Origin of the sequence: Luteibacter anthropi (assembly GCF_023699965.1) — a bacterium.
In the GTDB taxonomy this organism is placed as follows: domain Bacteria; phylum Pseudomonadota; class Gammaproteobacteria; order Xanthomonadales; family Rhodanobacteraceae; genus Luteibacter; species Luteibacter anthropi.
In genome coordinates this window covers 4,812,596-4,837,866 of the sequence record NZ_CP077072.1, presented here as the reverse complement: position 1 = coordinate 4,837,866, position 25,271 = coordinate 4,812,596, and the positions used below count along the sequence as shown (strand labels likewise).

Genomic DNA, 25,271 nt, shown 5'->3' with positions numbered 1-25,271 from the left:
CGGAGGCGGCCGTTTTCAGCGGGACAGTGCCCCGATTACTTCTTGTCGTCCTTCGCGCTGTTGGCGTTGGACGCAGCGTCCTTGGCCTGGTCAGCCGATTTGTCGGCCTGGTCGGCAGCGTTGGAAGCGGCATCCTTGGCGGCGCCGGTGGAGGACGAGGCGGCGGCCTGGGCCTGGGATGCAGCGTCCTTGGCCTGGTCGGCGGACTGCTGGGCCTGGTCGGCGGCCTGCGAGGTCGCGGCGTTCTGCGACTGGTCGGCGGCCTGCTGGGCCTTGTCAGCCTGCTGCTGGGCATCCGCAGCGGACTTCTGGGCATCCTGCGCGGAATCCTGCGCGCCGTTGCTGCATGCTGCCAGCAGCGCGACGAGCGCAGAGGCGAGAAGGGTACGCGTCAAATTCATTGTGTTTCTCCTTAGCCGTGGAATGCCGTTAGGCGGGCGTATTAATAGCTTAGTTGCTCAGGCATGGCTACCGAATGCCGGTGTGTGCTTCAGGGGGTATTAAAACCCATGTACATCGCGTGATTTTTTCGAGATGACCGCCTGAAATTTCGACGCCGGGTTCACATCAGTTCGATAGCGACCGCCGTTGCTTCGCCGCCGCCAATGCAAAGCGCCGCGACGCCCCTTTTTGCCCCACGGGCTGTCAACGCATTGAGAAGAGTGACCACGATACGGGCACCGCTGGCACCGATCGGATGGCCCAGCGCACACGCGCCACCGTTGACGTTCATCTTCTCGTGCGAGACGCCAAGCTCGTGCATGACGGCCATCGGCACCACGGCAAACGCCTCGTTCACTTCGAACAGATCGACGTCGGATGCTTTCCAGCCGGCCTTTTCGAGCACTTTCTGGATGGCGCCCACCGGTGCGGTGGTGAACCACTCGGGTTCCTGCGAGTGCGTGGCATGGGCCACGACACGGGCCAGCGGGGTCACGCCGCGCTTCTTCGCTTCATCGGCCGAGAGCACGATCATCGCGGCGGCGCCGTCGGAAATGCTGGACGAGCTGGCGGCGGTGATGGTGCCGTTTTCCTTGCGGAATGCCGCGCGCAGGGTGGGAATCTTGGCGGTATCGGAACGGCCGGGCTGTTCGTCTTCGGCGAAATCCTGCGCGCCTTTGCGGCCCTGCACGGTCACCGGAACGATTTCATTCGCGAACGCGCCCGACTTCTGCGCCGCCTGCGCGCGCTCCACCGAGGCAATGGCATAGGCGTCCTGCGCTTCTCGCGTGAAGTGGTACTTGTCGGCGCACTGCTCGCCGAACACACCCATGGCCTTGCCGTCGTACGGATTGGTGAGGCCGTCCCAGGCCATGTGGTCCACCAGCTGGCCGTCGCCGTAGCGGATGCCGGTGCGGGCGTTGACCATGTGCGGGGCATTCGTCATCGACTCCATGCCGCCGGCCACCACCACGTTGGCCGAACCGGCCTTGATGAGGTCGTGGGCGAGCATGAGCGCCTTCATGCCGGAACCGCACACCTTGTTGATGGTGGTGCAGCCGGCCGAGGTCGGCAGGCCGGCCTTGAGCGAGGCCTGGCGGGCCGGGGCCTGGCCGAGGTTGCCCGGCAGCACGCAACCCATGATCACTTCGCTCACGTCCGCCGCGGGGATGCCGGACTGCTCCAGGGCCGCCTTGATGGCGATGGAGCCCAGTTCGGGGGAGGGCACGCCGGTGAACTGGCCGAGGAAGGAACCGATGGCAGTGCGCTTGGCACCTGCGATGACGATGTCGGACATGGGAACTCCGTAATGCTCGGATGGCCGCCCTTGGGGGCGGAAAACCCGTCGAGTATCGCAGTGGCGCCCGGTGAGGGGCAATCTGCGCTGCGTCAGGCGCGCAAGGCCTTGCGCAAATTCTCAATGATTTGGCAACATCCTGCGCCATGTGGCCAGGATCAGGCCTCACGACATTGACGTCCATTCGGGGGAACAACGAGATGCATTGGAACCTGCTCCGCCAGCGCGAGCTTGCGCTGGCTGTTTGCGTGAGTCTGGGCGTAACCGCGTGCGGCGGCGGTGGAGGCGGGAGCAATAGCCGTCCCTCCTATAACATCCCGCCCCCGGTGCAGCCGGCGACACCGCCTTCCACGCCGTCGGCTCCGGCGCCGCCGTCGGATATCCAGCTCACGGCCACCAATGCAAAAGCGGCACAGGCGGCAGGTGCCAAGGGTGCCGGCACCATCATCGGTATCGTCGATTCGGGGGTGATCGCGACGAATCCCACCCTCAACGGCAAAGTGTTGCAGAGCTTCAGCTACGTGGACCCGGTGGTAAACAACACCAGCGTGGGCGACGTGGTGGGCCATGGCACGGCCGTGGCCGAAGTGGCGGTGGGCACGACACAGGGTCTGTTCGGTGGCGGCATCGCACCGTCCGCCAGCATCGTCACGGCCCGGATCATTGCCGACAAGGCGCCGACCGACGACGGCAGCGGCCAGGGGAACAAGGTCACGTCGGCCGATCCGCTGGGCAAGATCAATAGCGACCTGATCGGTGCCAAGGCCACGATCATCAACAATTCGTGGGGTGGCCTTTACTGGGATGCATCCAGCGCGTCCACCACGCAGAGTTTCCGTGACGCGTATTCGGCCGCCCGGTTCGGGGCGCTGTTCGTTTTTGCCGCGGGTAATAGTGGCCAGGCAAATCCGTCGGATGTCGCCGCACTACCCAATCGCGCGCCCGAGCTTGAGCGTGGCTGGCTGACGGTAGTAGCGCTGGACAGCGCCAACCCCACCAGCATTGCCTCCTACTCCAACCGGTGCGGTATCGCGCAGAACTATTGCCTGGCGGCGCCGGGCGCCGTCGTGACGCTGGCGGCCAATGCGACGGCGGCCAATCCTTCGTATGAGGTCTGGAGCGGCACCTCCTTTGCCGCGCCACAGGTGGCCGCCGGCGCTGCGGTTGTATCTGGCGTGTTTCCCACGTTGTCGAAGGACGCAGTGCGCCAGATCATCCTTGGCACCGCCGATGATCTGGGCGCGCCGGGTCCCGACCCGGTATACGGCTACGGTCGCCTCAACGTGGGCCGTGCCATCGGTGGGCCCGGCACGCTCGACTGGGGTCCGCTGACGATCAATCTCGTTGCGGGCAGCGACGTCACTTTCAGCAACGACATCAGCGGCACGGGTGGACTTACCACCAGCGGCAATGCACGGCTCGTGCTGACGAGCAAAAACAACAGCTACAGCGGCGGCAGCATTGTCGGCGAAGGCACCACGCTCGAATCCATGGGCCGGTTGCCCGGTGCGGTCACGATTCTCCCTGCCCAGTCTGGATCGCCGGCGGGGCAGGTGATTGCGCACGGTGACATCGGCGGCAACGTGCTCAACCAGGGTCGGTTACAGACGACGGATGCGGGTACGACGATCACGGGCAATTTCGTCCAGGGCAGCACGGGTACGCTGGCGCAGGTGCTGGGTGCACCACTGATCGTCAACGGCACCGCATCGTTGAATGGTCAGTTCTATATTTCGGGCGTCAAGGACAAATATGTGCCGGCATCGCACCAGCAGGTGCTGACGGCTTCGTCCGTGAGCGGGCAGTTTGCCGGCCTGAGTACAGCACCGGGCATCTATCTGCAGACCACGTTGCAGTATGCGCCGACGGAAGTCTGGGTGGACACGTCGCACATCAGCGTGGTGAAGGTGGCGCAGGCGTCCATGCCTGCATCGCTGGCGGCGCAGTCGTCCGCCACACGCGTCGATGCGGCTTTTGCACAGATCGATCAGTCGCTGGCTTCATCGGCAGGTAATGTCGTCGCCAATGGCACCTTGTCCGCAGCGGGCGGCATCCAGCAGTCGCGCAGCACGGCCCAGGCGCAGGCTTCGCTGGAATCGCTTTCCGGCCAGCTTTACGCTGCCGGTACGGCGGTGACGCTGGCCGGCATCGATGCAGGTAACGATGCGCTGATGTCGCATCTGGATGCAGATACCACCCGGGGTTCGTGGGCGCAGTCGCTCAACGATCAGGGTGGCATGAGTCGCGCTGGTTTCGGCAACGTCGGCTTCAACCTCTCGGGTGGCATGATCGGCCAGGACGTGCGCATCGGCAGCAACGGCTTCGCCGGTGTGACGGTAGCTACCATGCGCAGCACCGGCCAGCTCTCCGGCAACTTCGACCGCCAGCGCAACCGCTCCACCGAAGGCTCGTTCTATGCCGGAACGCAAGGGGCCAACTGGTACGGCGTGGGGCGCGTAGGCTACGGCAGCTTCCGTGGCGATACGCGTCGCCTGCTGCGTTTCGGCGATCAGGCAGCGACCTTTGCCGGTGGCGATATCAACGGCAGCTACAACTCCGCCTATGGCGAACTGGGTTATCGCACGCAGATGGGCGCGTTCTCGCTGACGCCGTTTGCCAATGTGCAATACGCCAGCATTCATCGCTCGGGTTTCCAGGAAATAGGCGGCGATGGCTTCGGCCTGACGGCCAACGATCACACCACGTCGCGCTGGCAGGCTGGCGTGGGCGTACGTGCGGGGGCTTCCTGGTTCACGTCGTACGGCAAGTTGCGCCTGGACATGAAGCTGGGCTGGCAGAACGCGTTCGCCACGCGGGGCGAGGTGTTTGCCGCACGCTACACGGGCTTCTCGCAATGGGCCCCGGTGGAAGGCATCGGCCTGTCGCGTAGCGCGGCCACGGCCGGATTGCAGTTGGGGTGGGACATGAGCGAGCGCACGCAGCTGGCGTTCGGCATGGATCAGCGCTTTGCCGACCGGGATCATTCGCGTTCGGCGTCGGCGAGTGTGCGCGTGGCCTGGTAATGAAACGCCGCCGCTTCCGTGTGCCGGAAGCGGCGGCGTTGATCAGGTCGCTATGGTTGTGACACGCCGCTTGCGGTGACGTGACCGGGGAGGCGCCTGGTTAAGACTTTCCGTGGAACAGTTCGCGACCGATAAGCATCCGGCGAATTTCGTTCGTGCCCGCGCCGATCTCGTAGAGCTTCGCATCGCGCAGCAGCCGCCCCGCCGGGAACTCGTTGATATAACCATTACCACCTAGCGCCTGGATGGCTTCCAGCGCCACCATCACGGCGTTGGTGGACGCATTGAGCAGGCACGCGGCAGGATCGATACGCGATTTCACGCCGTTGTCGAACTGCTGCGCCACCATATAGGCGAAGCCGCGCGAGGATTGCAGCGCCGTATACATGTCGGCCACCTTGCCCTGCATGAGGCCGAAGGTGCCGATGGGGGCGTTGAACTGCTTGCGCTCGCGCACATAGGGCAGCACGAGGTCTACCGCGGCCTGCATGATGCCGATGGGGCCGCCGGAGAGCACGAGGCGCTCGGTATCGAGGCCGCTCATGAGCACACGCACGCCTTCGTTCACTTCGCCGACGATGTTTTCTGCCGGAATCTCGCAGTTCTCGAACACCAGTTCGCAGGTGTTCGAGCCGCGCATGCCCAGCTTGTCGAGTTTCTGTGCGGTGGAGAAGCCCTTCATGCCCTTCTCGATGATGAAGGCGGTCATGCAGCGGCTGCCCGCTGCGCGCGGCGCGGTGCGCATGTAGACCAGCAGCACGTCGGCATCGGGACCGTTGGTGATCCACATTTTCGTGCCGTTGGCGACCCAGGTGTCGCCGACCAGTTCGGCCTTGCAGCTCATCGAGCCGACCACGTCGGAGCCGGCACCGGGCTCGCTCATGGCCAGCGCGCCCACCCACTCACCGCTGGCGAGCCTGGGCAGGTACTTGCGGCGCTGGGCATCGTTGCCGTTGTGGTAGATGTTCTGTACGCACAGATTGGAGTGCGCGCCGTACGACAGGCCTACTGAGGCCGACGCGCGGGAGATTTCTTCCATGGCGACCATATGGGCGAGAAAGCCCATTTCGGAGCCACCGAGATCGCCGGGCAGGGTGATACCCAGCAGGCCCATGTCGCCCAACTTGGCCCAGATATCGTCGGGAAACTGGTTTTCGCGGTCGATACGGTCGGCGCGCGGGGCGATTTCCTTTTCGGCGAAGGCGCGGACGCTGTCGCGCAGGAGGTCGATATCGTCACCGAGGGAAAACGGGCGCATGGTGCAACTCCGATGGGGGCGGGGGAAAAGCTACCCATCGTAGCGTGGCGGCACCGTCAAGCCACGGCGCGTCGCAACAATCAGGCGGGTGGAAGGGCGCCGATGTGGTCGTGGACACGCGCCAGCAGCAGGCATTGACGGTCGAGCATGCGCAGCGTCTCGTCCGCCGTGGTATCGATGGGCACGGGGGGCATGGCCAGCGGAGACGTCGGCGTACCCATGCGCACATGCTCAGCAAGAGTGTCGAAACCATGGGCCAGGTGGGTGGCCAGCTCGACCAGCGCCCGGGCCTCTCCCGGGGGCAGTAACTGCCGATGCGCCCCCAGCGTTGAAAGGTGGGACAAGGCAGCCTGAAGGTCGGTGAGCAGACGCAGGGCGCGTTCGCCTCGTTCGCGGGGATGTCCGGGCTCGGCGAGCAATTCCACGACGTTGCCGGCCACCGCGGCCTGCGCCGCATGGGCGTCACGACGGGCGATGCGATAAGGCAGGTCGTCGTGCTTGCCCGTGGCGTACTGCGTGGCAATGCGCTCCAGGTAGCGCCCATAAGCCAGCAGGGCATCGGCCACGACGTCATCCAGCCGGCGCACGCGCCAGTCGGGCAGCACGAAGCGGATGGCCGTGGCGGCGACGCAGACGCCCAGCAGCGTATCGAGCAGGCGCGGGCCGATGGCGTCGTAACCGGCACCAACGCGGTCGAAGCACAGCAGCACGAAAAGCGTGATGACGCCCGTGGCGAGGGCGTAACGGCGAAGCCGGAAAGCGAAGAACGCCGCGCCGCTGGCGACCAGCACGGGCAGGCGCCAGTCGCCGCCCGGCAGCAGCTGAAGCATGGCCCAGCCCGTGACCAGGCCCGCCAGGGTGCCGGTCACGCGCTGCGTGAGCCGTCGGCGTGTGCCGCCATAGCTCGGCTGGCAGACGAACAAGGTGGTGAGGAGGATCCAGTACCCATGGCTGGGGTGCAGCGCGAGCATCACCAGATAGCCGGCCAGCATGCCGGCGGACAACCGGACGGCATGGCGAAAATGCACCGAGCGCCGGTTGAGTCGCAGGCGGATACGGACGAGCGCCTCACGCAGGCTCGGGGGATCATCGCCTTGCAGGGCCATGTCATCGTCATCGCGCGGAGCACCGTCCCCCGCGATGACAACCTGCAATTGCTCGACGTTGCGCAGCAGGGCGGCCAGTGCATCATCTACTGCCAGGTTTGCAGGCAGGTGCTGCTGCCGGTAGGCCAGGGCTTCGCGTACGTCATCGAGCGCATGGGCAGGCATGGTGAGAGGCTGCATGGGTGCGATGCGGCGGATGGCGTCGGCCCGTTCGCGACACCCCTGGGCCTGCAAGCGGATCAGGCGACCAAAACGAAACATGAGGTCGCTGTGGTACAGCTCGGCGGCAAGCTCGTCGTAAGGGTAGTGCGACGAGCTGATGCGTTCGTGGATATCCTGCGCAACGAAGAACAGGCCCAGCCGCGAGGCGATACGTCCGCGCGGCTGGCGCCGGCCAATGCGGTCCAGCAAGGCAGCGCGTGCGGCGGCAAGGGCATCTACCGTGCGCAGGTTGCTTCGCGAGAACGCCACCTCCAATGCGTGGTGATCGAGGTCGCGAACGGGTTCGAACAGGGCTGCCTTGGCCTCCATCTGACCTGCCAGGGCTTCGAACAGGCGGGCCAGTGCGTGGCGAACGGCACGTTGCGGAGCGAAGGCACTCCACGCCAGCGACAGTACGCCGTACCACGCGGCACCCGCGAGGATGGCCAGCGTTCCTTGCGCGCCGCTGCCACCCGGGGCGTCGGAGGCGATCATCGTGTAGACGGAAAGGATCAACGTGCCAGTCGCGATGGTGGCGTAGCGGCCGCTGGCGGCGCCGAGCATCACGAGCAGGAAGGTGCCCACGGCAAGCAACGGGCCAAACAGCAGCGGGGTGCCGATGCTGGCCTTCACGGCGGAGGCGGCCAGCGCAAAGCACACGAGCGTCACCAGTAATCCGCGCAGCCGTCCGCGCCAGGCATCGTCGGTCTCCGAAAGCGCACAGGCAATGGCGCCGAGCAGGGCAGGCACGATGGCGTCGGCCGGTCCCTTCAGGGTGCACCACGCCGTGATGCCGGCCAGTGCCACGAAGACGCGGACAACGTCCGCAAAACGATCGGATTCGACGAGATATCGGAGGGCACGCATGGGTTTAGCTTAGCGCGTCGCTCCAGCACATTCTTGCTGCCTCACCCCATCAGGCTCCTGTAGGAGCGCGCCTCGCGCGCGACTGAACCTTGCCACGAAGCAGGTCGCGCGCGAGGCACGCTCCTACAGGAGGCGCTCAGCAAAGGCCGCCATTGACCGAAAGCACCTGGCGGGTGATGTAGCCGGCTTCCGGGCTCACCAGAAAGCGCACGGCAGCGGCCACTTCGTCAGCGGTGCCACTGCGCTCCATCGGAATGGCCTTGAGGATATGTTCCACGGGCACCCCCGGATCCAGCATGTCGGTATCGATCAAGCCGGGCGCGACGCAGTTGACGGTGATCTTCCGCTTGGCGAGTTCCAGGGCCAGCGCCTTCGCAGCACCGATCACACCGGCTTTCGACGCGCTGTAATTGACCTGCCCACGATTGCCGATGAGGCCGGAAACGGACGTGATGCAGACAATGCGACCTGCGGCACGACGACGGATCATCGGCATCACCAGTGGATGGAGCACGTTGTAGAAACCGTCGAGATTGGTGCGCAGCACGGTATCCCAGTCATCCTCGCTGAGTGCGGGAAAGGCACCATCGCGAGTGAGGCCCGCATTGCACACCACGCCGTAATAAGCGCCATGTTCCGTGACGTCGGCTTCCAGTGCCGCGGCCGTGGCCGCACGATCGGCGATGTCGAACGACAGCAGGCGTGCACGACGACCCTTGCCAAGGATCTCGTTCGTCACCGCTTCGGCTTCGTCGCGACGCGAACGGCAGTGCACCACGATGTCGTAGCCGGCGTCGGCGAGGTTCAGCGCGATGGCGCGGCCGATGCCACGGCTGGAGCCGGTGACGAGGATGGTGTCGGTCATGGATGCGTTCCGATGAGGGTATTGTCGATGCGACGGCGCAGGCGGCGTCGGCAGAGCCATTCCACGGCGATCAGTGCACCCATGGCGACGTAGGCGATAACGCCGTTATAGAGCGTCCACCACGACAGCGGCCCCCATGCGGCCAGCAGGGCGGAGCAGCTGCCATTGAGGGCAAAGAAAGCAATCCACACCCAGGTAACCTTGCGTGTGTAGACGATGGCGGCAGGCGGCAGGTCGGGATCGCTCACGCGGGCGATCCGCTCGACGATGGGCGGGCCGTAGCGCAGGCTCAGCGCGAAGATGGCAAGCAGCAGCAGGCAGATCAGGCTGGGGTACCAGCGCAGCAGGGCATCGTTGTTACCCAGGCCCAGGACGGCGCAATAACCAAGGGCCAGCACCAGCATCCAGCGGCCACCCGGCTGGCGCAGCAGGGCCGGCGCACGCAGTAGCCATAGAGCACCAAGGACGAGGCCGAGGACCAATGGCGAGGCACGTTCGCCCCCGAAATACACGATAAAGGGGTAGGCCACGCCGACCAGCACGAAAACGAAGGTGGCGAGCTTGCGCATGGATGGCGGCGATGGCGGAAAGAGCGCCCATGATGGCAGTTCGCGGGCCACCGTTCAAAAGGCGCCATCTGACCGGCGACAAAAGAAAACCACCGCATTGCTGCGGTGGCTCCTTTGTAACCCTGTCCTAAACGCTTACTGACCGCGCATGCGACCCTGGAAGCGCGGAGCGCCGTTGCCCATGTGGGGCAGGCGGATCTTGCCGATGGCGGAGATGCGCTCTTCGGCCATGCGATCGGCGGCCTTGTAGGTCGCGATGTTGTCGCGGGCGGAGATCTCGAAGATGCGACCGACGTTGTAGTAGATCGTGCGCATCATGCGCATGGCGCGCTCGCGGTTGTAGCCGTCGATTTCCAGCGAGACGTTCATCACGCCGCCGGCATTCACGGCGTAGTCCGGGGCGTAGAGCACGCCACGACGCGACAGCTCGTCGCCGATGGCGTCGGTGGCCAGCTGGTTGTTGGCCGCGCCGCAGATGATCTTCGCCTTGATGCGGTCGATGGTCTGCTCGTTGACCGTGCCGCCCAGGGCGCACGGGCTGTAGACATCGGCGTCGACGTCGTAGATTTCGTCCAGGCCCACGGCTTCGCAGCCAAGTTCGTCGACGCAGCGCTGCACGGCATCCTTGTTGATGTCGGTGACGAACACCTTGGCGCCCTGCTCGCGCAGCAGCTTGATGAACTCGCTGCCCACGTGGCCGCAGCCCTGCACGGCGTAGCTGTACTTGCCCACGTCTTCGTTGCCGTGCTTGGTCTGCAGTGCGGCCATCAGGCCCTGCAACGTACCGAACGCGGTGAACGGCGACGGGTCGCCCGAACCGCCGTGCACCTGGTGCACGCCGGTGACGTATTCGGTTTCACGGAACACGTATTCCATGTCGTTGACGTCGATGCCGACGTCTTCGGCCGTGATGTAGCGGCCGTTGAGCGAGTTGACGAAGCGGCCGAAGGCGCGGAACAGCGCTTCGGACTTGTCCTTGGAGGGATCGCCGATGATCACGGCCTTGCCGCCGCCCAGGTTCAGGCCGGCCACCGCGTTCTTGTACGTCATGCCGCGCGACAGGCGCAGCACGTCGTTGATGGCGTCCTGCTCGGTCTTGTAGGGCCACATGCGCAGGCCGCCGAGGGAGGGGCCGAGCACGGTGTTGTGGATCGCGATGATGGCCTTCAGGCCGGCGTCTTTGTTATGGCAGAAGACGACTTCTTCGTGGCCCGTGTTGGCGATGGTTTCGAAAATCATCGAACGCAAACTCCAGTTTCCAGCGGCAGCAGCACCGCTTTAGAGGTGGATTCCGGCGACCTCGGTCGTCGGGGATGGTAACCGTCCAAAAAAATCGCCCCGGCCTGTGGGCGGGGGCGATGATGTCCTGTCTGCCGGCTAGTTTAACCCCTATGGGGGAGCTGTGTAGGTGCGGCGCAGCAAGCTACATTTTTTTAACGATGCCAGCGCGGATCGCGTACCCAGGTCTCGCGCTGGATGCGCCAGCCGCCGCCGTAGGGGCGCCATACCGGCGGGCGGTACACATAGCCCGGACGACCGCCGTACCAGTGGCCGCCCACCCATACATAGCGACCGCCGTACCAGTTCCAGTAACCCGGCGCCCAGACATAGCCCACGCGTGGGCCGGGTACCACTTCATAGCGCGGCGGTGGCGGGGCGACGCGCACGGTGGTGACGATGACTTCCCGCGCGGCGGCGGGCGGGGCGAAGCTCGCGGCGCCGACGGCCAGGCCCAGGGCGGCGGCGACGGCCAGGGAGCGGGTGAGGCGTTTCATCGTGCGGTCTCCTCAAGATGTCCGCATTGGCGGACCCGGGCGCTAGAACGGAGCTCGTGTGGGCCGGGTTGACCCGACAGGGATGACAGTGTTCAGCTAGCCGAAAGCGGGACCGCCGGGAACCTCAGGCCGGGTGTCGCGCTCCAATCCCTGGCATGCCGACTTTCGATCACGCGACCTCCATGAAAGCACCCCGCCGCATCGGCGTCCGCACCGTCGCGACCATCCTCGGCCTCCGTTGCGCCTGGCGCGTGGGCAGTTACCTGGCGCCGCAGCGCACGGCCGCGCATGCGGCGCGCATCTTCCAGACACCGCTGCCCAGTACCCGCACGCGTGCGGCGTATGCGCAGACGAAAATGACGGCCCGTCGCGAAACCGTGCGCGTGGGCGATCAGGACATCGCAACCTATGTATGGGGCGATCCGTCGACGCAACCTTACGTGCTGCTGGTGCACGGATGGTCGAGCATGGGGCTGCGCTGGGAAAGCTGGGCGCCGTTCCTGCTGGAAAAGGGCTGGGCCGCCGTGGCGTTCGACCAGCCGGCGCATGGCCACAGTGATGGCGACCTGTGCACGCTGCCCGACTTCATGCGTGCGTTGTCGGGTGTGGCCCGGCATTACGGCGATCCGCTGGGCGTAGTGGCGCATTCACTGGGTTGCGCCGCCACCACGATCGCACTCGACGATGGCTGGACGGCGAAGCGCGTCGTACTCATCGCCCCGCCCGCCGATCCGCAGGCGGTGACGCGGCAGTTCGCCCGGTTCATGCGCCTGGCCGAGCACCTTCGACCCTCGATGCACGATGCGCTGGCAGCACGCACCGGCTACGCCATCGATGACCTGCATATCCGGCATCACGCGCCACTGCGCACCCAGCCGCTGCTCGTGGTGCATGATTGTTTCGACAAGCAGGTGCCGCTGGAGCATGGCGAGTTGTATGCGAAGCTCTGGCCCGGCGCCACGTTGCTGAAGACACGCCGCCTGGGCCATCGCAAGGTGGTGGACGACGAATGCGTGCGTACCGCAGCCCTGGCCTTCCTCTCCGGCACGGACCTGTAAGAGCGTGCCCAGCTTTATGTAGGAGCGCGCCTTGCGCGCGACCGGTTGTCACGAAGATGTTCATGATTTTCGCTTCGCCCGGTCGCGCGCAAGGCGCGCTCTTACAAAAAAGCCGCTTCGTGGCGCAATCTTTTGCGCCGTGTTTTGCCACATGCATGCCCCAGCCTTGAACCAACCGGGGCGTTCGTAGTCCCATGGGGGTTGGTTTCACCGGAGTAGCAGCGTTGAGCAATCAGTCGTCGGGTTCGAAGTGGATAGCGGGTGTACTGGTCGTGGCGATCGCCGCCGTGATCGCGGTATTCGTGTATCGAGAGAAGCAGGCTCGCGAAGCAGCAGGCGCGCCGCCATTTGCCTCTGCGTCCTCATCGGCCTCACCGCCGACCCAGGTCCATGACCAGCCATTGCCGCAACATCCCATCGACGGACCGGCCGGGGCTTCCACGGCAGCGCTGCCTTCGCTGGACCAGAGCGACGATGCGGTGCTCGCGGGGCTGCTGGCGCTTTCGGGTGACGGTGCGCTCAAGTCGCTGCTGCGACCGGAAGCGATCATTTCGCGCATGGTCTCCACCATCGACGCGTTGCCGAAGCAATCCATCGGCATGAACGTGCTACCGCTGCGCACGCCCACGGGCACCTTCCAGGTGCAGTCGGCCGACGGCATGTTCGTCGCGGCGAAGAAAAATGCGGATCGCTATGCCACGTATATGTACGTGGCAGATCGTATCCAGCCGCAGGCGGCCGCTGCCTGGTACAAGCGCAATTATCCGTTGTTCCAGCAGGCTTATCGAGATCTGGGCACCAATGGGTATTTCAATGATCGCCTCGTGGAAGTGATCGACCACCTGCTGGATGCACCGGAGCCGAAAGGCAGCCTGCAGTTGCTCCCTGAGAAGCAGGGGTATGTGTATTCCAACCCCACCTATGAGCAGCTTTCCGCCGGGCAGAAGTTCATGGTTCGCGTCGGTGCGGAGAACGAGGCGAAGCTGAAGAACAAGCTGCGTGCACTGCGTGATGCCATCGTGGCGACGCCCGGTACTTGATAGTCACGGCATCCACGACTTAAATCTGCTGCGCCAACGGCTGGCGCCCCCCATGCCCCTGTAGGAGCGCGCCTTGCGCGCGACCGGGTTGTTGCGATAACCATGGGTATGTTCGCAAAAACCGGTCGCGCGCAAGGCGCGCTCCTACAGGTGAATGCCTGCGTTATCGAACAATGCACGTAACGCGTCGTCGTTCGAATCCATGACAAAACGCAATAGCTGCATATGATCGTCCCTTCTTTGTATATCGATCTTCCAGCGCGGCACGTCATCCAGTACGGCCACGACCACCAGGGCCCGCCACCGGTCCTCTGGTCGGAACGACAACGTGAGAGGGTGCCCATCGGCAAGGTGCAACTCGGCCGGCGCGCGACTGGCGTCATGATCGACACCTGGGACGATAGCCGGGTCATGGGGCAACCTGCTGGCGCCTTCTCGCAGGTTCATGTCCCGGGACGCCATCGCCCCAGATGACGATCAGAGTCGTCGGGAGAGATCGGCCCTCATCCCGCCGAGTGGGATGCGCGGACTGGTCTGCTGGCAGGAATGTGCCGATCCCTTGTAGGAGTGCGCCTTGCGCGCGACCGAATTGTCGCGATAACCATGGGTATGTTCGCGAAAACCGGTCGCGCGCAAGGCGCGCTCCTACAGGGGGAGGGTGTCGTGGTTCAGGGCTTTTTCGACGGATCGCGCACGGGCACGTTGATGTTGCACAGGTCGATCTTGCCCGCCGGGCGGGTGTAGAAGTCGTCCTTGCGATTGCGCTTGGCCTCGATCACCGCGGCAAAGGTCTTGCTCTCCGTGCGCAGCACCTGGATGGGCGTGCGTTCCGCTTCGGGTACGTCGGCCGCGAGGCGTACGCTCTTGATGGTCACGCGCTGATCAGGTTTTTCATAGAACCCCATCGGCTCGCCGCCACGCGGGTAGGCGGAGAGAATCTCCATGCCCTTGAGTACCTTGCCGGCCACGGCCAGATTGCGGTCGAGGTTGCGCGGGGCCTGGCCGATGATCGCGTACAGCGAGCTGCCGTTGCCCGTTTCGGCGCCGACATCGCGCGCCACGCCTACCGTGCCGTAGCAGTGGGTGATCCATGCTTCGCCGGCTTTCGCGTCGCGCGCCACTGGAAAAGCGTCGGAGAAACCGACTTCGGGTGCATAGACGTCACCATCCGGCAACCGGGTGAAAGGATACTTGCCACCCTTGCGGGTGAATTCCGCCGGCAGGCTTTCCTTAGCCGTGCCGAGGGACTTTGCCTTGGCCTTGTCGTCGCCATCGGCGTCGCCCCACTGGGTGACGAAGTTGTCCTGTACGCGGATGACCTGGGTACCGTCGAAGTAGTGCTCGCGGATCAGCGTGCGGATGTTGGCGGCGTGCGCCGGTGTCCAGTCCTGGGCCAGCTCGATGATCACCCGGCCTTGCGGCAGGTCCATGTACACCAGGTTGGCCGGATCGGGCGTGCGCCATTCGTCTGGCGTGGACTTTGCCAGGAGATCCTTGGCCGAGGGTGTTTTCTTCGCATCGTCGGCGGCATGGACGGGCAGGGCAAGGACGAGGGCGAGCGCAAGGCAGGTACGGGCGAGCATGGTTTCCCCTGGGTGGCTATGTCGGGCGACGTTAGCAGAGCCGGTTGAGATGTGCGCGGGTATCCCTCAGATCATAGGTGGGCAGGCAAAGGAAACGGCATGGACACCTCCTTACTCGATAACCCGTTATGGCATTCCCTGCGCGGAGGCCACGCAGACCTTGCGCGTCATGCGGGCGAGGCATTGTGGTACGGCGCGTCTTACGCGCCTTTCATGGCCGTGGCGCGGCCGGATGCAAAGGTCCTTGATGACGCACGCCTCAAGGGACGTTGGTATTTCCTTGGTACGGCGCCGGAGCATATGCCCGGACGCTGGCAGCGCGTGCCGGTGACTGCGTATCACGCGGTTCCGGAAACGCTGCAATTGTTGCGCCCTGCGGATGCCGGCGAGCTGACCACGCGCGAGAAGGTGGTGGTGTTGGGGCCCGAGCATCGCGAACGCATGCGGGCGCTCACGCAGCTGGTGTATCCAGAGTTCTTTCGTGAGCACACGGCGGAGCTGGGATCCTATGTCGGCATTCTTCAGGAAAATCGCCTCGTTGCGATGGCAGGTGAGCGGATGATCGTTCCCGGTGCACGCGAAATCAGCGCGGTATGCACGCATCCGGATTTCACGGGTCGTGGGCTGGCGCGGGCACTGCTCGTCTCGCTGGTAAACAACCATCGGGAACAGGGGCTGGCGTCGTTCCTGCACGTGTCGGCGGGTAACGATGGGGCGACGCGGCTCTATGAAAACCTGGGATTCCGGCGTCGCGCGAAGCTGACGCTGACGGCGATCGACATCAACGAACCCCTGTAGGAGCGCGCCTTGCGCGCGACCGGTCATCGCGAAACCTTGAAACACATACGCTACACCGGTCGCGCGCAAGGCGCGCTCCTACAGGGGGTGTTCGCGGATGAAGTCGATCAGGGCGCGAAGGGGTGAAGGCACATGGCGGCGACCGGGATAGTAAAGGCACAGGCGATCGAAGGGGGGTGTCCAGTCGTCGAGGACGCGCTCCAGAGAACCATCGCCGAGGCCTTCCTCCACGTCGTACTCGCTGAGATAGACCAGCCCGAGCCCGGCTTTCGCCGCGCTCACCATCAACTTCGGCTCGTTCAGGGTGACACTGCCATCGACCGGTACGGTCACCGTTTCGCCGTGCCGCTCGAACTCCCACTGGTAGATATGGCCACTGCTCATGCGCGCGCGGATGCAGCGGTGGCGTGCGAGTTCGTCCGGCGTGTGCGGGCGACCATGGCGTGCGAAATACGCCGGCGATCCGACAACGGCGAAGCGAATGGGGGAGCCGAAGGGCACGGCGATCATGTCGCCCGGTACGACGTCCTGCGTGCGGAAACCGGCATCGAATCCTTCGCGGACGATGTCGATCAGTCTTCCGTCGGTGACCACCTCGACATGCACGGCGGGATAGCGCTGCATGTACGGGATGAGTAGCGGCTGCATGAGCCGGTGTGCCGCGCCGGCGGCCATATTGAGCCGGAGTGACCCTACCGGGGCTTCGTCGCCGTCCCGGGCCCGGTCCATGGCGACGCGGATGCCCTGCATGGCCGGGGCAAGCTCGGTCACGAAGCGTTCGCCGGCTTCGGTGAGGCGAACGCTTCGGGTGGTGCGGTGGAACAGGCGGCCGCCCAGCCGGGCCTCCAGAGTGGCGACAGCCTGGCTGACCGCCGAGGTGGACAGGTCGAGCTCGCCTGCCGCGGCCCGGAAGCTGCCCAGGCGGGCCACGGCGAGAACGGCTTCCAGTTCGGTGAGTCCGCTGCGCATTGTCCGTTCTGGCTTAATGGGTTGTTTGCCTTTGTGCAGCTTATCAGGCTAATGGGGAGGCTACATCCTTGGAGGCGTCAATCCCACAGGAGCCTCCCATGATCTCCATCGACACTGTTTACATCGACGGTGCCTTCGTCACCCCGCACGGTACCGAGCGCTTCGATCTGTTCAACCCGGCAACGGAGGAAGTGATCGGGAGCGTGCGGCTGGCGGACGCGGACGATGTGCGTCTTGCCATTGCCGCTGCCAAGCGCGCGTTTCCCGCGTTCTCCCGCACGACGGTGGCCGAGCGCATCGCGTTGCTTCGGCGCATGCACGATGCCGTGATGGCACGTGCGGACGATCTGCTGGAAGCGGTGGTGACGGAATATGGCGCTCCGTTCGCCCGGGCACACTGGATGACCGCCCACGCAGCCGACGTATTCACAGGTGCGATCGATGCGCTGGAACGCTACGAATTCACCCGGCGTATGGGCACGGCGACCGTAACGATGCAGCCAGTGGGTGTCACGGGTCTTATCACGCCATGGAACAGCAACGCGGGGTTTATCTGCGGCAAGCTGGCGATGGCCATTGCCGCTGGTTGCACCGCGGTGATCAAACCCAGCGAGATGAGCGCGTGGCAGACCCGGATCGTGACCGAAGCACTGCATGAAGCAGGTGCGCCGGCTGGCGTGTTCAATATCGTGACCGGACGCGGCGATGTCGTGGGAGCCGGGATCGTCGGTAGTCCTGACGTGGCGAAGATTTCCTTCACCGGGTCCACCATCGTCGGCAAGGGCATCGTGCGTGCCGCGGCGGACACGCTCAAGCGCGTGACGCTGGAGCTGGGCGGTAAGTCGCCTACCGTGGTTCTCGATGACGCCGATTTCGACAGCGCGGTGCCGATGGCTCTTGCGGCGGGCTTCATGAATAGCGGGCAGGCCTGTATCGCGGGCACGCGCATCCTTGTGCCGCGTGCCCGCCTGGCGGAGTTCGAAACGAAGGCGGCTGCGCTGGTTGAAGCGGCTGTTTCGGGTGATCCGTTGCGGGCGGATACCACCATTGGTCCGATGGTGAGCCGGCGTCAGTGGGAGCGCGTGCAGGGTTATATCGGCAAGGGTATTGCCGAGGGAGCGCGGTTGCTTGCCGGTGGCGAAGGCCGGCCCGATGGCTATGAGCGTGGCTGGCTGGTGAAGCCCACGCTGTTTACCGATGTGCGCAATGACATGTCCATCGCCCGGGAGGAAATCTTCGGGCCCGTGCTGTCGATCATTGCGTACGAAGATGAAGAGCAGGCCATTGCCATTGCCAACGACACGCCGTATGGCTTGCAGGCGTATGTCATATCCGCCGATACGCAGCGCGCACTTCGGGTGGCATCGAGGATCGATGCAGGGCGTGTCGCTATCAATGGAATGTCGCACGAGCCAAAGGCACCGTTTGGTGGATTCAAGCAGTCGGGTCTGGGTCGCGAGTACGGCGTGATGGGCCTGGAAGCTTACCTGGAAGCCAAGACTGTACTCAGTCCCCCCGAAGTCGTCGAGTAGGATGTAGCGGTAGTTCCCCCCCGAAGCCGTCGAGTAAGGATGTAGCGGTAGTCCTCCCCCGAAGCCGTCGTTCCAGCGAAAGCTGGAACCTAGCGCGGTGCAGTCGGTTGTCGCGATAAAGCTCCCTACGCCAGAGCCGATGTAGCGCCTTCGCCGTGCTGGTGAACCGTGGCGCTGGGTTCCTGTTTTCACAGGAACGACGGGTAGGGGAGGTGACGACACCCCACCCGAAGCCGTCGTTCCAGCGAAAGCTGGAACCCAGCGCGGTGCAGTCGGTTGTCGCGATAAAGCTCCCTACGCCAGGGCCGATGTAGCGCCCTCGCCGTGCTGGTGAACCGGGGCGCTGGGTTCCTGTTTTCACAGGAACGACGGGTAGGGGAGGTGACGACACCCCACCCGAAGCCGTCGTTCCAGCGAAAGCTGGAACCCAGCGCGGTGCAGTCGGTTGTCGCGATAAAGCTCCCTACGCCAGGGCCGATGTAGCGCCCACGCCGTGCTGGTGAACCGGGGCACTGGGTTCCTGTTTTCACAGGAACGACGGGTAGGGAAGGTGACGACACCCCACCCGAAGCCGTCGTTCCAGCGAAAGCTGGAACCTAGCGCGAGGCAGTCGGTTGTCGCGATAAAGCTCCCTACGCTAGAGCCGATGTAGCGCCTTCGCCGTGCTGGTGAATCGGGGCGCTGGGTTCCTGTTTTCACAGGAACGACGGGTAGGGGAGGTGGCGACAGCCCCACCCGAAGCCGTCGTTCCAGCGAAAGCTGGAACCTAGCGCGGTGCAGTCGGTTGTCGCGATAAAGCTCCCTACGCCAGAGCCGATGTAGCGCCCACCCTGTGCTGGTGAATCGGGGCGCTGGGTTCCTGTTTTCACAGGAACGACGGGTAGGGAGGTAACGGCAACCCCACCCGAAGCCGTCGTTCCAGCGAAAGCTGGAACCTGGCGCGGTGCAGCCGGTTGTCGCGATAACACCCCCTACGCCAGAGCCGATGCAGCGCCCTCGCTGTGCTGGTGAACCGGGCGCTGGGTTCCTGTTTTCACAGGAACGACGGGTAGGGGAGGTGACGACAACCCCGCCCGAAGCCGTCGTTCCAGAGAAAGCTGGAACCTGGCGCGATGCAATCGGTTGTCGCGATAAAGCTCCCTACGCCAGAGCCGATGCAACGCCCTCGCCGTGCTGGTGAACCGGGGCGCTGGGTTCCTGTTTTCCCAGGAACGACGGGTAGGGGAGGTGGCGACAACCCCACCCGAAGCCGTCGTTCCAGCGAAAGCTGGAACCCAGCGCGGTGCAGTCGGTTGTCGCGATAACACCCCCTACGCCAGAGCCGATGCAGCGCCCTCGCTGTGCTGGTGAACCGGGGCGCTGGGTTCCTGTTTTCACAGGAACGACAGTTTCGAGGTTCATAGGTCGATAGTCATGGGTAACCCTTTTGAGTGATGGCGCATCTATTCCCCCGAGCTGTCGGGTCTGGGGAACTTCATGCGTCATCGCTTCACCTTGTTCGTCTTGCTGTGCCTGGCGTCGGCGTCTGCCGCGGCGGAGGTGAAGATCGATGGTCATATCGATTCCACCGAATGGGCCGGGGCCCAGCACATCACGGATTTCCATGTGACCCAGCCGTGGACGGGTACGGCCGCCAGCCAGCCGGTGGAGGCCTGGGTCCTCTCCACGCCCAAAGGGCTCGCGGTGGCGGTGAGGGTGACCCAGCCCGCGGGTATTCCCCGTTCGAAGCAGCAGGCCCGTCGTGACGAGGACGCTCGCGTCGATCGCATCAATGTCATGGTGGATTTCGACGCGGACGGCCGCGTGGGTTACGACTTCGAGGTGAAGTCACAGGGCGGCATCGCCGACGAAGTGATCACCAACGAGAACGATTTCAGCTACGACTGGGACGGTATCTGGGAGCACGCCACGAGCGAGGATGCGGAAGGCTATTCCGTGGAAATCCTCATCCCCTGGTATATCGCGCCGATGCGCAAGGCTTCGGGTGATACACGCACCATCGGCCTGTACATCGACCGCATCATCGCCGCTACCGGCGAACGCGCTGCATGGCCCACCATCGCCTTCGACCGCGGCCGGTTTCTCTCCAGTTTCCAGAAAATCGACGTGCCAGCGTATTCCCAGTCGCTGTTCGCCGTGACGCCGTACCTGGTGGCGCGTACGGACCGCGCCCACGGCGGCACCTCGTTCCAGGAAGGTGCCGACATCCTGTGGAAGCCTAACGGCCAGACCCAGCTCACCGCCACGATCAACCCGGACTTCGGCCAGGTGGAAAGCGATGACCTGGTGGTGAACTTCTCGCCGCAGGAAACCTTCTTCACCGACAAGCGCCCGTTCTTTACCGAAAACCAGGGCATCTTCGATTTCAGCCTGCTCGATGACGACTCACAGCTGGTCTACACCCGGCGCGTGGGCGGTGCATCGGATGACGGCAGCGGCCCGGCGGATATCGCAGCGGCGGTGAAAGTGAACGGCAGCGTGGGTTCGACCAGCTACGGCATCCTCACGGCACAGGAAAAAGGGGACGCGGGTCGTTCGTTCGGCGCGCTTCGGCTGGTGCAGAACCTGGGCACACAGACGCTGGGCCTGCTGGCCACGCATGTTGACCACCCCTACCTGGATCGCGACGCCAACGTGCTCGGCATCGACCATCGCTGGCAGCCGAATGCCTCGTTCACCATCACGAGCAACGTGGTCGGCAGCAAGATCGACCAGCCACAGGCGAAGAGCTCGGGCCTCGGCGCCACCAGCATCGCCTACTGGGAAATGAACGATCGCTGGAGCCAGCAGTGGCTGGGCATGTACTTCGGCAAGCGCCTGGATATCAACGATTTCGGCTACCTGCCGCGAAACGACATGGAATACCTGCACTGGGAGGTGCGGTATCGCGATACGGCCACCGCAGCGGATTCGGCCTATGCGTCCCATCTGTGGCGGTTCCGCGTCTCCCAGCAGGACAACACCGAGGGACGTCTCATCCGCCGCCGCTTTCGCATCATGCGCGACAGCCAGCGTCGCGACGGTGGCGCGGAATGGTGGCGCCTGGACATGTTCACCGCTGCGTATGACGACCTGCTGACCCGTGGAGGCAACCCGCTGCGCACACCACCCACGATGCGTCTTCGCTGGCAGCGCGAGCAGCCCCGCGTGGGTCGCTGGAGCTGGACCACGGAGGGCACCCTCTCGGGCAACCAGCTCACGGGTTATCACCGCCTGGGCTACTACCTCAAGTTCACCCCGACGTACTTCATCACCGACGGTTTCAGCGTCTTCGCCGGAGCCAGCTACGAATGGGACCCGAACTGGCTCATCTGGCAGCACGATAACCTGGTGGGCAGTTTCGACGGGCGCACCATCGGCATCGACAGCGGCCTGAACTGGAACTTCGGCAATCGCCACGAGCTGCGGGTGAAGCTGCAGACTCTCGCCGTGGCGGCCCGCCTTCGCCAGGCCTACGAGCTGTCGCCCTCCGGCCGTGCGGTGCCCAGCAACGAAGTGGTGGATAACCTTGGCGTCGCCAACCTGGGCTTCCAGATCCGCTACCGCTACGAAATCGCACCCTTGTCCAACCTCTACATCGTGTACAACCGGGGTGGATATCGTGAAGACACCAAGGACGATCTCGACGGCCAGTTTCGTCAGGGTTTCGGCCTGAAGGACGTGAACGAAGGCCTGGTGAAGATCGCCTACCGCATGGAGTTCTGAAGCGCCCTCGGCACCCCCTTCACATGACGCATGGCATTCGTAGGCTCATCGTCCCCACGGCGGAGAGCCGCGTGTCGAAACGCGAAAATCCCATGCCCGGCCGGCAGATCGGCGAACACGGCATTGTCGGTAACCTCGATACCGCGGCCCTGGTCGCAAGCGATGGCTGCATCGATTACCTGTGCTGGCCCCACCTGGATAGTCCGACGATCTTCGCGGCATTGCTCGATCCGGACACCGGTGGCGAATTCTCGGTAGAACCCTCGCTCGATAACCCACGTCGCATGCAGTTGTATGTGCCGGAGACCAATATCCTGATCACCCGCTGGATGGCGGAAGAGGGCAGCGTCGAGCTGACGGATTTCATGCCACATCCCGACGCGGCCGCACGCGTACCGAGAAGTCTCGTGCGCCGCATCCGCGTGCTTCGCGGCAAGGTGGACCTGCATGTGTGTTGCCGTCCACGGCTGGACTATGCGCGCCTCGTGCCCGAGGTCGAAGCATATGGCGAGACGGTGGTCTTCCATGCGGGCAAGCAATCGGTTCGCCTGGGGGCCAGCGTGCCACTGCGGATGGGGCAGGGCGACGCCGAGGCGCGGTTCTCGCTGGAAGCCGGACACGACGCCTGGTTTGTGCTTTGCGACGAGGCATTCGATCCACTAGATAGCGGGGAATGCCTGGCGTTACAGGAAGCCACGGCGGATGCGTGGCGGCGCTGGATGCGTCGTTCGTCGTACAAGGGACGCTGGCGCGAGCGGGTGGATCGTTCGGCCCTCGTGCTGAAGCTGCTCACCTCCCATCGCCATGGTTCCATCGCGGCGGCGGCTACATTCGGGCTTCCCGAGGCGACGGGCGCGGAGCGCAACTGGGACTATCGTGCCACCTGGATTCGCGACGCGTCGTTCACCGTCTATGCCTTCATGCGTCTGGGATACGTGGAGGAAGCCGAGCATTTCCGCCGCTGGGCCGAAGACCGCGTGATGGCGCTGGGCAAGCACTCGGCGCTGCACATCATGTATGCGCTCGATGGCAGGGAAGCGAAGCAGGAATCCACACTGGATCATCTCGCGGGCTACGCGCATTCGAAGCCCGTACGCGTGGGCAATGCCGCACGCACCCAGACCCAGCTCGATATCTTCGGCGAGCTGATAGACAGCATCTACCTTTCCAATAAGTACGGCACGGCGATCAGTCACGAAAGCTGGCGACATGTGCGGCGCATGGTAGATCACGTGTCACGGCACTGGGGCGACGCTGACGAAGGTATCTGGGAAATCCGCGACAAGCCACGACATTTCCTGCACTCAAGGCTCATGTGCTGGGTGGCGCTGGATCGCACGGTACGGCTCGCCGGCAAGCGCTCGTTACCGGGGCCGGTGGTGGAATGGGCGGCCGAGCGCGATCGTATCGCCGAGGATATCTGGGCGAACTTCCGTCATCCGGAGCACGGTTACTTCGTGCAGACCCGAGGTGGTACCGACCTGGATGCGGCCTTGCTGATGATGCCGCTGGTGCGGTTCGTTTCGGCCACCGATCCGGTGTGGCTTGCCACACTGGACGCCATCCGTGACCAGCTCACCGACGATGGCCTGGTATTCCGTTACCGCAATGCGGATGGCCTGGAAGGCGGGGAGGGTGCGTTCACCACCTGCACCTTCTGGTACGTGGAATGCCTGGCGCGGGCGGGGCGCCTTCACGAAGCGCGCGAGATCATGGCGCGCGGGGTGCTGTACTCGAATCATCTTGGCCTGTTTTCCGAGGAACTGAGCCATCGCGGCGAGCCGCTGGGCAACTTCCCACAAGCGCTGACCCACCTGGCCTTCATCAGCGCCGCGTACTACCTCGACCGCCAGCTCTCCCATCCGGAAGGCCAGATCTGGCAACCCTGACAGACCACCCTGTAGGAGCGCGCCTTGCGCGCGACAGCTTTATTGAACGCTTTTCGAAAAGCTGTCGCGCGCAAGGCGCGCTCCTACAGGGGGCTTGGCTATACCAGCGAGAGGTCGCGGGGGCGGGCGCCGGGGAAGACCTTGGCGAGGTCGGCTTGCGAGAGGCCGTACATGCGTTGCATGAGGCCACCCAGAACATCGCGGTAGTTGTTGAGCGCGGGGTAGTCGCGGTTCTGCAGCAGGTTGGCGGCGTTCACCGCTACCTGCTGGCCGGCGATGCGGCCGCCGTGGACCTTTCCGCCCAGCACCCAGTAGGTGGTGCCATGACCGTGGTCAGTGCCCTTGTTGCCGTTTTCGCGGAAGGTGCGGCCGAACTCGGACACCACCACGACCACGGTGTTGTTCCATTCGGTATCACCCAGTCCGTCGGCGAATGCGGCCAGGCCCTGGCCCAGGTTGTCGAGGTTGCTGGCGAGCTGGCCTTCGGCACCGCCCTGGTTCACGTGGGTATCCCAGCCACCCACGTCGACGAAACCCAGGCGGAAACGGTCGCGCATCAGGGTTGCCATGCGCTGGCCCTGCTGCGCAAAACCGCGCGCGTTCACCGCGCCGCGGCTGGCGGCGACCATTTCGTTCTGGAGATCCATGGCCACCTGCTGGCGCAGTTGCAGGCCTTCCGTGGCGGCCGCATGCAACGGCGTGCCCGCATACATGTCGGCGAGAATCTTCGACTGGCGGTCGTCGAACACCGCCTTGCCGCCGTTTTTCAGCGAGACATTGGGCACATCGCTGGCCCCACGGAACGACAGCGGGAGCGCATCGGTGAAAGCGATGGGCGTGGAGCCGCGAAGGACATCGGCAAGCCGTCCCATGAATCCCGATGCATAACTGCGTGCATCGCCCGTTTCGCCGGATTCGATGTTGTCCTGGGTTTCGAAGTGGCTGCGTGACAGATCGTCGGTGCCGGCGAAGGGTACGAAGGCGAGTTGGCGCTTGTCCCATAGCGGCCCCATCGATCCGGTCAGCACGGGCGCCATGCCCCAGTTGGCATCCAGGGCGCGTACGGACTTCGGATTGGCGGGGTCTGGCCTGGCCAGCGCGATGCTGGGCCGCGATTCGTAGTAGAAATCGCTCGAATACGGCACCAGCAGGTTGTTCGAATCGTAGCCACCGCGCAGGAACACAAGCAGGAAGCGTGGCGTGTTCGCCGGCGCGGCGAACACCTTGCCGCCAAGGGTGAGGGCAGGGACGGTGGCGGCGAGCGTCAGGAGGAACTGGCGGCGGTCCATGGCGAA

The 25,271-nt window shown here is 64.5% G+C and carries 19 protein-coding genes; 7 read left to right on the top strand and 12 right to left on the bottom strand.

All coding sequences use genetic code 11. The annotated features are described in order from the left end of the window. Positions 1-35: 35 nt before the first annotated feature. Positions 36-401, bottom strand: coding sequence for a hypothetical protein (locus KR767_RS20715; RefSeq protein WP_166947019.1), 366 nt, complete (start codon positions 399-401; stop codon positions 36-38). Positions 402-562: 161 nt separating this feature from the next. Next, entirely contained in the window at positions 563-1,738 is a 1,176-nt protein-coding gene (locus tag KR767_RS20710) for a thiolase family protein (protein WP_250877633.1), read from the bottom strand. 200 nt (positions 1,739-1,938) lie between these two features. On the opposite strand from KR767_RS20710, the gene KR767_RS20705 reads away from it, so the two are divergent. Then, positions 1,939-4,761, top strand: a complete 2,823-nt coding sequence (locus KR767_RS20705) for an autotransporter serine protease (protein ID WP_250877632.1) — start codon at positions 1,939-1,941, stop codon at positions 4,759-4,761. 100 nt (positions 4,762-4,861) lie between these two features. Here the strand turns inward: KR767_RS20705 and KR767_RS20700 are convergent, their stop codons facing one another. The 6 genes from KR767_RS20700 to KR767_RS20675 all read right to left on the bottom strand — a co-directional run bounded on the left by KR767_RS20700 (position 4,862) and on the right by KR767_RS20675 (position 11,402). Then, a complete protein-coding gene (locus KR767_RS20700) occupies positions 4,862-6,019 on the bottom strand; it encodes an isovaleryl-CoA dehydrogenase (protein ID WP_250877631.1) in 1,158 nt (385 codons plus the stop codon). Positions 6,020-6,099: 80 nt separating this feature from the next. Next, a complete protein-coding gene (gene yccS, locus KR767_RS20695) occupies positions 6,100-8,193 on the bottom strand; it encodes a YccS family putative transporter (RefSeq protein ID WP_250877630.1) in 2,094 nt (697 codons plus the stop codon). A 136-nt stretch (positions 8,194-8,329) separates the two neighbouring features. Continuing rightward, positions 8,330-9,058: a 3-oxoacyl-ACP reductase FabG gene (gene fabG, locus KR767_RS20690; protein WP_250877629.1), complete on the bottom strand. Its 729-nt coding sequence runs from the start codon at positions 9,056-9,058 to the stop codon at positions 8,330-8,332. After that, positions 9,055-9,627 (bottom strand): COG4648 family protein, encoded by a 573-nt coding sequence (locus KR767_RS20685; RefSeq protein WP_250877628.1) that lies wholly within the window; start codon positions 9,625-9,627, stop codon positions 9,055-9,057. The genes fabG and KR767_RS20685 overlap by 4 nt, the downstream gene beginning before the upstream one ends. Before the next feature lie 135 nt (positions 9,628-9,762). After that, positions 9,763-10,866: a Glu/Leu/Phe/Val dehydrogenase gene (locus tag KR767_RS20680; RefSeq protein ID WP_166947012.1), complete on the bottom strand. Its 1,104-nt coding sequence runs from the start codon at positions 10,864-10,866 to the stop codon at positions 9,763-9,765. Between the two features lie 194 nt (positions 10,867-11,060). Next, a complete protein-coding gene (locus tag KR767_RS20675; RefSeq protein ID WP_166947011.1) occupies positions 11,061-11,402 on the bottom strand; it encodes a YXWGXW repeat-containing protein in 342 nt (113 codons plus the stop codon). 182 nt (positions 11,403-11,584) lie between these two features. Between KR767_RS20675 and KR767_RS20670 the strand changes: the two genes are divergently transcribed. After that, entirely contained in the window at positions 11,585-12,460 is an 876-nt protein-coding gene (locus KR767_RS20670; protein ID WP_250877627.1) for an alpha/beta hydrolase, read from the top strand. A gap of 224 nt (positions 12,461-12,684) precedes the next feature. Next, the gene (locus tag KR767_RS20665; RefSeq protein ID WP_166947009.1) at positions 12,685-13,500 is read left to right on the top strand and encodes a DUF3014 domain-containing protein; all 816 of its coding nucleotides are present in this window, start codon (positions 12,685-12,687) and stop codon (positions 13,498-13,500) included. Between the two features lie 144 nt (positions 13,501-13,644). Here the strand turns inward: KR767_RS20665 and KR767_RS20660 are convergent, their stop codons facing one another. Both KR767_RS20660 and KR767_RS20655 read right to left on the bottom strand, forming a co-directional pair. Further along, on the bottom strand, positions 13,645-13,947 hold the full coding sequence (locus KR767_RS20660; RefSeq protein ID WP_250877626.1) for a hypothetical protein: 303 nt from the start codon (positions 13,945-13,947) through the stop codon (positions 13,645-13,647). Positions 13,948-14,168: 221 nt separating this feature from the next. Then, positions 14,169-15,083, bottom strand: coding sequence for a peptidylprolyl isomerase (locus KR767_RS20655; RefSeq protein WP_250877625.1), 915 nt, complete (start codon positions 15,081-15,083; stop codon positions 14,169-14,171). A 99-nt stretch (positions 15,084-15,182) separates the two neighbouring features. On the opposite strand from KR767_RS20655, the gene KR767_RS20650 reads away from it, so the two are divergent. Beyond that, on the top strand, positions 15,183-15,881 hold the full coding sequence (locus KR767_RS20650; protein ID WP_250877624.1) for a GNAT family N-acetyltransferase: 699 nt from the start codon (positions 15,183-15,185) through the stop codon (positions 15,879-15,881). Between the two features lie 78 nt (positions 15,882-15,959). Here the strand turns inward: KR767_RS20650 and KR767_RS20645 are convergent, their stop codons facing one another. Further along, positions 15,960-16,850, bottom strand: a complete 891-nt coding sequence (locus tag KR767_RS20645) for a LysR family transcriptional regulator (protein WP_250877623.1) — start codon at positions 16,848-16,850, stop codon at positions 15,960-15,962. Positions 16,851-16,948: 98 nt separating this feature from the next. Here KR767_RS20645 and KR767_RS20640 point away from each other — a divergent pair, with 98 nt between their 5' ends. From KR767_RS20640 to KR767_RS20630, 3 genes are all read left to right on the top strand, one after another. Next, positions 16,949-18,382: an aldehyde dehydrogenase family protein gene (locus KR767_RS20640; protein WP_250877622.1), complete on the top strand. Its 1,434-nt coding sequence runs from the start codon at positions 16,949-16,951 to the stop codon at positions 18,380-18,382. A 1,476-nt stretch (positions 18,383-19,858) separates the two neighbouring features. Next, positions 19,859-22,087 carry a DUF5916 domain-containing protein gene (locus tag KR767_RS20635; RefSeq protein ID WP_250877621.1) on the top strand — a complete coding sequence of 743 codons (2,229 nt, stop codon included), beginning with the start codon at positions 19,859-19,861 and terminating at the stop codon, positions 22,085-22,087. Between the two features lie 71 nt (positions 22,088-22,158). Further along, positions 22,159-23,976, top strand: coding sequence for a glycoside hydrolase family 15 protein (locus KR767_RS20630; RefSeq protein ID WP_250877620.1), 1,818 nt, complete (start codon positions 22,159-22,161; stop codon positions 23,974-23,976). A gap of 98 nt (positions 23,977-24,074) precedes the next feature. Here KR767_RS20630 and KR767_RS20625 read toward each other — a convergent pair whose 3' ends face one another. After that, positions 24,075-25,265, bottom strand: a complete 1,191-nt coding sequence (locus KR767_RS20625; protein ID WP_250877619.1) for a DUF1501 domain-containing protein — start codon at positions 25,263-25,265, stop codon at positions 24,075-24,077. Between the last annotated feature and the right edge of the window lie 6 nt (positions 25,266-25,271).